Annotated in this window: 12 protein-coding genes; 6 read left to right on the top strand and 6 right to left on the bottom strand. The window is 68.7% G+C overall.

Annotated elements, in window-relative coordinates; translation table 11 throughout:
• The first annotated feature begins 9 nt into the window (after positions 1–9).
• From glyQ to AAG895_RS16315, 5 genes are all read left to right on the top strand, one after another.
• Positions 10–936, top strand: coding sequence for a glycine--tRNA ligase subunit alpha (glyQ, locus tag AAG895_RS16335; protein WP_345793041.1), 927 nt, complete (start codon positions 10–12; stop codon positions 934–936).
• A complete protein-coding gene (gene glyS / locus AAG895_RS16330) occupies positions 936–3,023 on the top strand; it encodes a glycine--tRNA ligase subunit beta (RefSeq protein ID WP_345793040.1) in 2,088 nt (695 codons plus the stop codon). The genes glyQ and glyS overlap by 1 nt, the downstream gene beginning before the upstream one ends.
• A gap of 64 nt (positions 3,024–3,087) precedes the next feature.
• Complete coding sequence (gene gmhB / locus AAG895_RS16325; RefSeq protein WP_345793039.1) at positions 3,088–3,621, top strand: D-glycero-beta-D-manno-heptose 1,7-bisphosphate 7-phosphatase; 534 nt, start codon at positions 3,088–3,090, stop codon at positions 3,619–3,621.
• Between the two features lie 40 nt (positions 3,622–3,661).
• Positions 3,662–4,444 (top strand): lysophospholipid acyltransferase family protein, encoded by a 783-nt coding sequence (locus AAG895_RS16320; protein WP_345793038.1) that lies wholly within the window; start codon positions 3,662–3,664, stop codon positions 4,442–4,444.
• A gap of 101 nt (positions 4,445–4,545) precedes the next feature.
• Entirely contained in the window at positions 4,546–4,944 is a 399-nt protein-coding gene (locus tag AAG895_RS16315) for a 4a-hydroxytetrahydrobiopterin dehydratase (RefSeq protein WP_345793037.1), read from the top strand.
• A 160-nt stretch (positions 4,945–5,104) separates the two neighbouring features.
• Here the strand turns inward: AAG895_RS16315 and AAG895_RS16310 are convergent, their stop codons facing one another.
• From AAG895_RS16310 to AAG895_RS16290, 5 genes are all read right to left on the bottom strand, one after another.
• Positions 5,105–5,671, bottom strand: coding sequence for a phasin family protein (locus AAG895_RS16310; protein ID WP_345793036.1), 567 nt, complete (start codon positions 5,669–5,671; stop codon positions 5,105–5,107).
• 315 nt (positions 5,672–5,986) lie between these two features.
• Positions 5,987–6,763, bottom strand: coding sequence for an enoyl-CoA hydratase (locus tag AAG895_RS16305; RefSeq protein ID WP_345793035.1), 777 nt, complete (start codon positions 6,761–6,763; stop codon positions 5,987–5,989).
• 38 nt (positions 6,764–6,801) lie between these two features.
• Positions 6,802–7,329 (bottom strand): lipopolysaccharide transport periplasmic protein LptA, encoded by a 528-nt coding sequence (gene lptA, locus AAG895_RS16300; protein ID WP_345793034.1) that lies wholly within the window; start codon positions 7,327–7,329, stop codon positions 6,802–6,804.
• Entirely contained in the window at positions 7,326–7,907 is a 582-nt protein-coding gene (lptC, locus tag AAG895_RS16295) for an LPS export ABC transporter periplasmic protein LptC (RefSeq protein WP_345793033.1), read from the bottom strand. Before lptC ends, lptA begins: the two co-directional genes overlap by 4 nt.
• Before the next feature lie 3 nt (positions 7,908–7,910).
• The gene (locus tag AAG895_RS16290) at positions 7,911–8,900 is read right to left on the bottom strand and encodes a KpsF/GutQ family sugar-phosphate isomerase (protein WP_345793032.1); all 990 of its coding nucleotides are present in this window, start codon (positions 8,898–8,900) and stop codon (positions 7,911–7,913) included.
• Positions 8,901–9,053: 153 nt separating this feature from the next.
• Here AAG895_RS16290 and AAG895_RS16285 point away from each other — a divergent pair, with 153 nt between their 5' ends.
• Entirely contained in the window at positions 9,054–11,021 is a 1,968-nt protein-coding gene (locus tag AAG895_RS16285) for a monovalent cation:proton antiporter-2 (CPA2) family protein (RefSeq protein ID WP_345793031.1), read from the top strand.
• A 41-nt stretch (positions 11,022–11,062) separates the two neighbouring features.
• On the opposite strand, the gene AAG895_RS16280 is transcribed toward AAG895_RS16285, so the two are convergent.
• The gene (locus AAG895_RS16280) at positions 11,063–11,701 is read right to left on the bottom strand and encodes a prepilin-type N-terminal cleavage/methylation domain-containing protein (RefSeq protein WP_345793030.1); all 639 of its coding nucleotides are present in this window, start codon (positions 11,699–11,701) and stop codon (positions 11,063–11,065) included.
• Between the last annotated feature and the right edge of the window lie 20 nt (positions 11,702–11,721).

Raw genomic sequence — 11,721 nt, 5'->3', positions numbered from 1 at the left:
CCCGAGACCATGACCACTGAAAACCGACTCGTGAAACCGACCTTCCAGCAAGTCATCCTCACGCTCCAGCACTTCTGGGGCGAGCGCGGCTGCGTGCTGCTGCAGCCCTACGACCTCGAGGTGGGCGCCGGCACCAGCCACACCCACACCTTCCTGCGCGCGATCGGGCCCGAACCGTGGAACGCCGCCTACGTGCAGCCCTCGCGCCGGCCCAAGGACGGCCGCTACGGCGAGAACCCCAACCGCCTGCAGCACTATTACCAGTTCCAGGTGGTGCTCAAGCCCTCGCCGCTGAACATCCAGGAGCTCTACCTCGACAGCCTGCGCGCGCTCGGCATCGACCCGATGGTGCACGACATCCGCTTCGTCGAGGACGACTGGGAGAACCCCACCCTCGGCGCCTGGGGCCTGGGCTGGGAAGTGTGGCTGGACGGCATGGAGGTCACCCAGTTCACCTACTTCCAGCAGGTCGGCGGCCTGGACTGCAAGCCGGTGCTGGGCGAGATCACCTACGGCATCGAGCGCCTGGCGATGTACCTGCAGGGCGTGGAAAACGTCTATGACCTGGTGTGGTCGATCGCCCCCGACGGGCGCAAGGTCACCTATGGCGACGTCTATCACCAGAACGAGGTCGAGCAATCGACCTTCAACTTCGAGCACAGCAACGTCGACTTCCTGTTCTCGCTGTTCGCCAACTACGAGTCCGAAGCCAAGCGCGTGATGGAGGTCGGTCTCGCGCTGCCGGCTTACGAGATGGTGCTGAAGGCCGCGCACACCTTCAACCTGCTTGACGCCCGCGGCGCCATCTCGGTGACCGAGCGCGCCGCCTACATCGGTCGCATCCGCAACCTGTCGCGTGCGGTGGCCCAGGAGTATTTCGAATCCCGTGAAGCCCTCGGCTTCCCGATGCTGAATGCTGAAAAGGAGGCCGCGTGATGACCGCCGCGACCCTGCTCGTTGAACTGCTCACCGAAGAGCTGCCGCCCAAGGCCCTGCCGCGCCTGGGCGAGACCTTCGCCACCAAGATCGCAGAGGGCCTCAAGGCCAAGGGGCTGGCGCCCGCCGACGCGCCGTTCCGCACCTTCGCCAGCCCGCGCCGCCTGGCGGTGACGGTGGCGCAGGTGGCTGCCGAGGCCGCTGCCAAGGAAGTCACCGAGAAGCTGATGCCGGTGTCCGTGGCGCTCGACGCCGAGGGCAAGCCGACCCCGGCGCTGCTGAAGAAAATGGAGGCGAAGGGCGTCCCGGCCGATGCGGTTTCGGGCTTCGAGCGCCGCATGGACGGCAAGGCCGAGGCGCTGTTCCACACCGCAACCGTGGCGGGTGCGAAGCTCGCCGACGTGCTCGCGGGCATCGTGCAGGACGCCATCAAGGCGCTGCCCATCCCGAAGGTCATGCGCTGGGGCGACGGCGACGCCACCTTCGTGCGTCCGGTGCACAAGCTCACGCTGCTGCACGGCGCCGAGGTGGTGCCGGGCCGCGTGCTCGACCTGGATTCGGGGCGCAGCACCCGCGGCCATCGCTTCATGAGCCGCGGCGAGATCGACATCGCGACTGCGGATGCCTACGAGCCCACGCTGCTCGCCGAGGGCAAGGTCATTCCCAACTTCGCCGAGCGCCGCGCCAACATCGAGCGCCAGCTGCTCGCCGAGGCCGCGAAGCAGGGCGCGCTGTTGAATGAATACGCCGACCTGCTGGACGAGGTCGCCGCGCTGGTCGAGCACCCGACGGTGTATGTGGGCGAGTTCGAGGCCGAGTTCCTCGCCGTGCCGCAGGAGTGCCTGATCCTGACCATGCGCGCCAACCAGAAGTACTTCCCGCTCTTCGACGGTGCCGGCAAGCTGCTCAACCGCTTCCTCATCGTTTCCAACATGCAGGTGGCCGACCCGAGCAACATTGTCGCCGGCAACGCCCGCGTGGTGCGACCGCGGCTGTCGGACGCGCGCTTCTTCTTCGAGCAGGACAAGAAGCAGAAGCTCGAGGCCCGCCTGCCGCGCCTCGCGCCGGTGGTCTACCACAACAAGCTCGGCAGCCAGCTCGAGCGCGTCGAGCGCCTCGAGGCGCTGGCCGGTGCGATCGCCGCGCAACTGCATGGAGACGTCGCCGCCGCGAAGCGTGCCGCGCGCCTGGCCAAGGCCGACCTCGTTACCGACATGGTGGGCGAGTTCCCCGAGCTGCAGGGCATCATGGGCCGCTACTACGCGCTCGCCGACGGCGAAGGGCAGGTCGTCGCCGACGCCATCCAGTCCCACTACCAGCCGCGCTTCGCCGGCGACGCGTTGCCCGAGGGCAATGTCGCCGCTGCGGTGGCGCTGGCCGACAAGCTCGACGCCCTGGTCGGCTTCTTCGGCATCGGCATGGTGCCGACCGGCGACAAGGACCCGTTCGCGCTGCGCCGCGCCGCGCTCGGCGTGCTGCGCATCCTGATCGAAGCGCCGCTGCCGCTCGAGCTGCCCAGGCTCATCGACACCGCCGCCGCTGGCTTCAAGCCCGGCCTGCTCGGCGCCGAGGGCTTCGCCGCGCAGCTGCAGGACTTCATGTTCGAGCGCCTGAAGAACCTGCTGCGGGAGACAGGGCGCGACGGCGCGGTGATCGACGCCGTACTCGCGCTGAAGCCCGCCCGCATCGACCTGGTGCCGGCCAAACTCGCCGCGGTGGAAGCCTTCCGCGCGCTGCCCGAGGCCGAGGCCCTGGCTGCCGCCAACAAGCGCATCGTCAACATCCTCAAGAAGGCCGAGGGCACGCCGGGCGAGCCCGATCTCGCGCTGCTGCAGGAGGCGGCCGAGAAGGCCTTGTTCCACCAGGTGGTCGAGGTCGCGCCGCTGGTGCGCTCGCACGTCGCCAACGAGGACTACACCGCGGCGCTGTGCGCGCTCGCCGGGCTGCGCGCGGCGGTGGACCGGTTCTTCGAGGACGTCATGGTGATGGCGGAGGAGCCGCTCACCCGCGCCAATCGTCTCGCCCTGCTCGCGCAGCTGGCCGGGCTGATGAATCAGGTGGCCGACATCTCGCGCCTTTCGGCCTGATCGCCTTCGACCCGCGGCGCGCGAAGTCGCGTCGCGGGTGTGCGTACCCCCCAGGAGCCTGCCGATGAAGCTCATCATTCTCGACCGCGACGGTGTCATCAACGTCGATTCCGAGCAGTTCATCAAGTCGCCGGAGGAGTGGAAGCCCATCCCCGGCTCGCTCGAGGCGATCGCGCGTCTCAACCAGTGGGGCTGGCGGGTGGTGGTGGCGTCCAACCAGTCCGGCGTCGGTCGCGGGCTGTTCGGCATGGACACCCTCAACGCGATCAACGACAAGATGGTGCGCAGCCTCACCCAGGTCGGCGGCCGGCTGGACGCGATCTTCTTCTGTCCGCATGCAGCCGATTCGACCTGCGACTGCCGCAAGCCGAAACCGGGCCTGTTCCAGCAGATCGCCGAGCGCTTCAACGTCGAGCTCGCGGGCGTGCCCTGCGTCGGCGACAGCCTGCGCGACCTGCAGGCCGGGGTCAGTGCAGGCTGCCAGCCCTACCTGGTGCTGACCGGCAAGGGGATGGCGACGCGCGAACACCCCGAGCTGCCGTCCGGCACGAAGATCTTCCCCGACCTGGATGCGGTCGCGACCGAGCTGACCGCCTGAGCCGCCCCCTCCGCCATCCCATCGATATCCGAGTCCCGTCGTGCACCTGATCCGCTCCTTCCTGTTCGCCATCATCCTCGCGGTCGTGACGATCCCCTACGCGCTGTTCGGCATCCTGATCTTCTGGGCGCCGCCGATGACGCGGCATCGGCTGATCACCACCTGGGTGCCGGTGATGATGTGGGTCATCCGCCATGTGCTCGGCATCCGCTACCGGGTGCTCGGCCGCGAGAACCTGCCGAGCACGCCCGCGGTGGTGCTGGCCAAGCACCAGTCGGCATGGGAGACGATCGCGCTGCAGCAGATCCTGCCGCCGCTGTGCTACGTGCTCAAGCGCGAGCTGCTGCGCGTGCCCTTCTTCGGCTGGGGGCTGGCGAGCATCCCGGGCATCGCGATCGACCGCTCGGCGGGCAAGGATGCGATGTCGCAGGTGGTGGAGCAGGGGCGGGCACGTCTGAAGGAAGGCCTTTGGGTGGTGGTTTTCCCCGAAGGCACGCGCGTGGCGCCGGGCACGAGCCGGCGCTACAAGCCGGGTGGCGCCATCCTCGCCAAGCGTTCCGGCGTGCCGGTGGTGCCGATCGCGCACAACGCCGGCGAATTCTGGAAGCGCAACGCCTTCATCAAGCGCCCGGGCGAGATCGTCGTCAGCATCGGGCCGCTGATTCCGGTGAAGGGCGAGAAGGCGGAGACGGTCAACGAGCGCGCGGAGGCCTGGATCGAGGCCGAGATGCGTCGCCTGTTCCCGCACCACTACACCGGCGAGGCGGCCGCTGCGGCTGCCGAACCCGAGGAGGCTACGGGCAAGGACGATCTGACCGCCTGAGGCCTGCGCGGGGGGCGCTCCGAGGCAGGACGCCGGGTTCCGCCGGGTGGACGGACCAATGTGCGCTGGCTACATTGGAAGCCCACCCCGAGGAGGCTGCCATGAGCAATGAACCCCTGCCGCTGGACGAGGCCGAGATCCGTGCGCGGCTCGAGCGCGAACTGCCGCACTGGTACTACGAAAACGGCTGGATACGGCGCAAGTACCGCACCGGAGGCTGGAAGGGCACGCTGATGTTGGTGAACGTGGTCGGCCACCTCGCCGAGGCGGCCTGGCATCACCCCGACCTGGCGGTGTCCTACGCTTTCGTGATCGTGAAGCTGTGCACCCACTCCGCCAAGGGCGTGACCGAGCGCGACTTCGCACTTGCACACAAGATCGAGGAGGTGGTGCAGTGGCAGCCGGGGCAAGAAGGCGGTGTGCTCGAGGGCACGCCGAACGACGACGCGCGCTTCCGCTACATCAAGTACGACTCGGGCCCTGATCCCGACGCTGCATGAGCGAGTCCCGTGGGAGCGGGCTTGCCCGCGAACATCGCGCGCGAAACGGGCGCAGCGTTCGCGGGCAAGCCCGCTCCCAAGAAAGCGATCCGCGCGCGCGATGTAGACGCAAAAAAGCCCCGCAGTGCGGGGCTTTTTCGTTCAGCCGGGCTGAGAAAGCTTAGGCAGCCTTCTTGGCAGCGGCCTTGGAGCCGGTGCTGACAGCCTTGACGGTGGCGTTGGTCGCGGCAGCCACGTTGGCTTCGGCGATCTCGGCGACCTGCTTGGCGGCCTTGCTCATGCTGTCGTAGGCGCTGTTGGCGGCAGCGATGGCCGACTTGACGGCGGCGACGGCCACGTCCGAACCGGCGGGAGCCGACTTGGCAGCCTTGTCCAGCGCGGAGGCGACGCCCTTGTTCAGCTCGGCGACCTGGCCTTCGAAGACCTTGCCCATTTCTTCCTGGCTCTGCGAGGTGATCTCGTAGACGCTGCGGGCGTAGGCGACGGCCTTCTCGACGATCGGCTGGGCCAGCGAAGCCTGCAGGCCGACGAGCTCCTGCACGTCCTTGGCAGCCAGCAGGGCCTTGGTGTTGGCCACGCCGTCTTCCAGCAGCGAACGGGCGGTGTTCAGGTTCAGGGCGGCGAGGCGCTCAGCGCTGGCGAAGGCGGTGTTGGCCAGGGTCAGCAGGGTCTCGATGTTGGCCTTGTTGGCGGCGGCGAACTGCTCGGGGGTGACGAAGTTGCTCATGTGAATCTCCTTGACGAAAGTGTGGGTGCATCAACATCGCTTCTCTAGCTGCGATGTTGCGTTGCAGCATGGTTCGGATTATACGGATGCGATGCGGGCTGTCAACCGAAAATTTGTGCATCGCACAACGCCGATTCGATTGCCGTGCTCAATCGCCCGCTCCGGCAGACCCACTGCAGACAGAATCGAAGCGTCCGAGACCGGGACCGGGCTCGACGATTGTCCGCCCTGGGTATTGCGGTTCCGTGACCGCGCCGCAACAAAATGCGGCCGGCATTGCGCCGGCCGCTTTCGATACAGGAGACCCGTGCCGGATCAGTCGTGGCGGAACTGCGGCTTGCGCTTCTCGACGAAGGCCGCCATGCCTTCCTTCTGGTCATTGAGCGCGAACGCGGCGTGGAACACCCGGCGCTCGAACAGCAGGCCCTCGTTGAGGCTGCTTTCGAAGGCGCGGTTGACCGACTCCTTGATCATCATGACCACCGGCAGCGAGAAGCCGGCGATGGTTTCGGCCGCGCTCATGGTCTCTTCGAGGAGCTTGTCGGCGGGCACCACGCGTGACACCAGGCCGGCGCGCTCGGCCTCGGTGGCGTCGATGAAGCGCGCCGTCAGGCACATGTCCATCGCCTTGGCCTTGCCGACTGCGCGCGGCAGGCGCTGGGTGCCGCCGGCGCCGGGCAGGGTGCCGAGCTTGATCTCGGGCTGACCGAACTTGGCGGTGTCGGCGGCGATGATGATGTCGCACATCATCGCCAGCTCGCAGCCACCGCCGAGGGCGAAGCCCGCCACTGCGGCGATCACCGGCTTGCGGCAGGTCTTCACGCGTTCCCAGTTGCGGGTGATGTATTCGGACTTGTAAGCGTCCATGTACGAGAAGCTCGCCATCGCGCCGATGTCGGCGCCGGCGGCGAAGGCCTTCTCGGAGCCGGTGATGACGATGGCGCCGATGCCATCGTCGGCTTCGAAGTCGTTCAGCGCCGCGGTGATCTCGTTCACGACCTGGTCGTTGAGCGCGTTGAGCGCCTTGGGTCGGTTCAGGGTGATGAGGCCGACGCGGCCGCGCTTTTCGGCGATGATCATTTCGAAGCTCATGCTCTCTCCTTGGGTACGTCTGGTATCAGTGGGTCGGACTATTGCCCGCCGTCCGACTTGGGCTGGATGACTGCGCGCACCCGGCTCGGGGCCGTGCCCGGCTTGCTGCCGGGGGCATTGGTGGCGAGGTAGTTCTCGGTGATGGCGTCGTACTCGATGTAGTGGCCGCTGACCTGGTCGCCGCCGCTGGTGACCTTGGCGCGATTGAAGAGCCGGGCCTTCTCGCTGCGGCTGTCGTATTCGATGCGCTCGGCCTCGCCCTCGACGTACTCGGTGCTGCCGTCGCGGCGCTGGCGGAAGGTGGCCAGGCCCTTGCCGGCGGCGGTCGCCACGCCGTTCTGGAAGCCGGCGGCGTCCTGGGTGACGACCAGCTTGTCGCCGCGGATGACCAGGGTGCCCTGGGTCAGGACGACGTTGCCCTCGAAGATGTGCACCTTGTTGCGGTCATCCACTGTGAGGCGGTCGGCTTCGATGTTGACCGGCTGGTCGCGGTCGGCCTTCTCGGCCAATGCGGGCTGGCCTGCCGCCGCGAGGGCGAGCAGGGTGGTGAGCAGGAGGCGTTTCATGATGGCGATCCTTGGCGGCGGGGCGGCATCAGGGTCCTGACCTCGCCGATGAGTTCGAGCGTGCCGAAGAGGTTGTCGGCGCGCATGCCCTGGGCCGTGGCGCGTGCCTCGCCACGCGTGAGCACGACCGGCGAGTCGGTCAGCGCGCGATGGGCGTCGGGCCACACGGTGAGGGTCTCGGAGTCGAGCGTGAGCGGCAGCGTCTCGGCGGTGGCGGGGCGGCGCACGCGCACCTCGCCGGCGAGATCGACCTGCTCGCCGCCCGGCGAGACGTCCGCGCGGCGCGCGCTGATCAGGGTCTTGCCCTGCTCGCCCTGCATCTGCAGCCGCGGCTGGTGCAGGCGGGTGACGTCGCTGGCGGGAAAGTGCTCGAGGCGTTCGGCAAGCAGCTCGTAGCGTTGGCGCCCGTCCACACCGAAGCCCACGACGCGTGTCTGCTCGGCGATGAAGTCGGGCCCGGTCTGCTCTTCCTGCATGACGGGATCGTCGATGCGGGTGACGCGTTCCAGCCATACCGAGGCCGCGGCGAGCGCCGCGAGGGCGAGGACGGGGTAGAGGCGCCAGGTGTCGACGCGCATCGTTCAGATGACCTTCGCCAGCATCAGGTCGTGGGTCGTCAGCGCGCCCGCGAGCCGGCCCGCCTCGTTCACGACCAGGAGCTGGCTGATGCGCATTCGCTCCATGACCTCGGCAGCCTCTACGGCGAGCGCGCCAGGACCGATGCTGCGCGGGTTGCGCGACATGACCTCGCTCACGCGTGCGGTGCGCACGTCGACGCCCTTCTCGAGCGCACGGCGCAGGTCACCGTCGGTGAAGATGCCGAGCGGCAGGCCGGCTCCGTCGGTGATCGCCGTCATGCCCATGCCGCCCGCGGTCATCGCGAGCAGGGCCTGGGTCAGCGCTACGTCGGCTGCGACCTGCGGTACGGCGTTGGCCGGACGCATCACGTCGCCGACGTGGGTGAGCAGGCGACGGCCGAGGGCGCCGCCGGGGTGCGAGCGCGCGAAATCCTCGGCAGCGAAGCCGCGGGCGTCGAGGAGGGCGACCGCGAGGGCGTCGCCGAGCGCCAGTGCCGCCGTGGTGCTGGCGGTAGGCGCGAGATTGAGCGGACAGGCCTCCTCGGCGACGGCGACTTCGAGATGGCAGTCGGCCTCGCGCGCGAGCGGCGACTCGGGCTTGCCGGTCATCGCGATCAGCCGCGCGCCCTGGCGCTTGACCAGGGGCACGATCATCAGCAGCTCCTCGCTCGAGCCCGAGTTCGACATCGCGATCACCACGTCCTCGGGCGTGATCATGCCGAGGTCGCCATGGGCCGCCTCGGCCGCGTGCACGAAGTAGGCCGGCGTGCCGGTGCTGGCCAGCGTGGCCGCGAGCTTGCGCGCGATGTGGCCCGACTTGCCGATGCCGGTGACGATCACGCGGCCATGGCGTTTCAGGATGATGTCGACGGCACGCTCGAATTCCCCGCCGATGCGGTCGGCCAGGGCGGCGACGGCGTCGGCCTCGATACGCAGCACGCGGCGCGCGAGCGCGATGACGCGGCTTTCGGCGGAAGCGGTGATTGGGTCCATGGGATCGATGTTTTACACTGGCAGGATGCGGGGGCGAAGCGGTCGGCGACCGAATGCGGATGTGATGCGCGCTGCCTCCGACTCGATCGACGGATTGTATAACAAACATCCGGGGCGCCGCCCGGCGCCCCCCTCAGGCCTCTTCCGCCCGCCATGCTCAATACCCTCGACTTCGTGGTCCTGCTGCTGGCGGCGGCGGTGGTCATGGTCGCCCTGTTCCGCGCCATGAACCTGCCTCCCGTGCTCGGCTACCTGCTCGTCGGTGCGCTCGGCGGACCGCATGCGCTGAACCTGATGCAGGAGTCCGCCGGCGCGCGCCATCTCGCCGAGTTCGGCGTCGTGTTCCTGATGTTTTCCATCGGCCTCGAGTTCTCCCTGGCGCGGCTGATGGCGATGAAGCGCATCGTGTTCGGCCTCGGGCTGGCGCAGGTGCTCGTCAGCATCGTGCTCGCCACCTTGCTCGGGCGCGTGTTCGGTCTTGGCTGGATCGCCAGCTTCGCGCTCGGCGGGGCGCTGGCGATGTCGTCGACGGCGATCCTCTCCAAGCTGCTCGCCGACCGCATGGAGCTCGACAGCCGGCACGGGCGCGAGGTGATCGGCGTGCTGCTGTTCCAGGACATCGCGGTGGTGCCGCTGTTGATCCTGCTGCCCGCGCTGTCGCGGCCCGCCGAGGAATTGATGGTGACCCTCGGCCTGGCGACCTTGAAGGCGGTCCTGCTGCTGGTGTTCGTCCTCGTCTTCGGCCAGCGCCTGATGCGCTGGTGGTTCACGCTGGTGGCGAAGCGGCGGTCGAACGAGCTCTTCATGCTCAACGTCCTGCTCATCACGCTCGGTCTGGCGTGGTTGTCCGAACACGTCGGGCTGTCGCTCGCGCTCGGCGCCTTTCTTGCCGGGATGCTGATTTCCGAGACCGAGTATCGCTACCAGGTCGAGGAGGACATCAAGCCGTTCCGCGATGTGCTCCTCGGGCTCTTCTTCGTCACCGTCGGCATGCTGCTGGACGTCATGGAGATCCTGCGCCACCTGCCCGCCGTGCTCGGCATGCTGGCCGGCATGCTGGTGCTCAAGTTCGGCGTCGTGTTCGGGCTGTCCCGCCTCTTCGGTTCGCCGCCGGGCACCGCGATGCGCTCGGGCCTGTGGTTGTGCGCCGGTGGCGAGTTCGGCTTCGTGCTGCTGTCACTGGTGCTCGGCCACGACTTGATGCCGCACGGCCTCGTGCAGGTGACGGTGGCGGCGCTCGTGCTGTCGATGCTGGTGGCGCCGATGATCGTGCAGATCAGCGACCGTCTGGTGATGCGCTTCGTGGCCTCCGAATGGCTGCTGCGATCGATGGAGCTCACCCGGGTCGCCGCCCAGTCGCTCAACACCGATCGCCACATCATCGTCTGCGGCTACGGCCGCAGTGGGCAATACATGGCGCGCTTCCTCGAGCAGGAGAACGTCAGCTACGTCGCTCTCGACCTCGACCCCGAGCGCGTGCGCGAGGCGGGCGCCGCCGGCGACACGGTGGTCTACGGCGATGCGGCGCGGCGCGAGACGCTGATGGCGGCCGGCATCATGCGCGCGAGCGCGCTGGTGGTGTCCTTCGGCGAGGTCGAGTCGGCGCTGCGCGTGATCCACCACGCTCATGCCTTGCGCCCCGATCTGCCGGTGGTGGTGCGCGCCAGCGACGAGGCCGACATGGAAAGGCTCGCCCAGGCCGGCGCCGCCGAGGTGGTCCCGGAGGCCTTCGAGGCCAGCATCATGCTCGCCTCGCATGCGCTCGCCCTCATCGGGGTGCCGCTCAAGCGCGTGGTGCGTCGCATCCGCGACATCCGCAACCAGCGCTATGCGCTGATGCGCGGGTTCTTCCAGGGCAGCAGCGAGTTCGGCGAGGGCGGTGACGCCAATGAAGCGCGCCTGCGCTCGGTGAGCGTCCCCCCCGGCGCCGCGGTGGTCGGCCGCGCACTCGGCGAGATGTCCCTGGACGCCCTCGACGTGTCGGTGTCGGCGGTGCGGCGGCGGGGCATTCGCGGGCTTTCGCCCGGGGTCGAGACTCGCATCGAGGCCGGTGACGTGGTCGTGCTGCTTGGCGCGCCGAGCGCTCTGGAGGCCGCCGAGCAGCGGCTGCTCGGCGGCTGATCGCGACCTTCGAGGGCGGCAGGGGGGCTGCGCGGCGGCCGTCACAGGCTCGCGCACACGGTGTGGCTGTTGGCGTCCTGCAGAGGATTGGCGGCGGAAATCGCGACCACGCCCTCGTTGCCCCGGGTGCCGGCGCGCACCGAGCCGCGTGCGGGGTCGCCGTCGTCGAGCGCGAGGTCGAGCTGGCGCACGATCTTGCCGGGAATGGCGTCCGAGCACACGACCATACCCCCCGGCACGCCCAGGATGCTGTTGCCGCGCTGTACACCGAGCCGGCCGCCGAGCGCATTGCGCGGCAGGAAGCCGGGGGCGTCGGGGTCGGTGCTGCCGGTCATCAGGTTGGCGAGGCGCAGGTGGTGCCAGAAGCGCACCGTTTCGGCGCCGTCGAGCGCGTCCCAGTCCCCATTGATCACCCCATTGCCGTTGCCGGCGACCGTGCACGCCGCGCCGTCCGGGCACAGGTTGCGGGTGGCTGCGGGGTCGTCGCCCGGCAGGCTGCGGAAGCGGTCCTGGTAGGCGTGCACCATGGCCGGGATGCCGCGCAGGTCCTGCGCGAGGTTCTTCGCCTTCGCGCTGTCGATTAGCTCCTGGCCCTTGAGCACGCCACCGAGCAGCAGGCCGATGATGAGCAGGACGATGGCGATCTCGACGAGGGTGAATCCGTTCTGCGGCTTCTTCATGTGCGTGTCTCCTTGGTGGG

The sequence above is a fragment of the Thauera sp. JM12B12 genome, from assembly GCF_039614725.1.
Classification (GTDB): Bacteria; Pseudomonadota; Gammaproteobacteria; order Burkholderiales; family Rhodocyclaceae; genus Thauera.
This window is presented reverse-complemented; position numbering and strand designations above follow the sequence as displayed.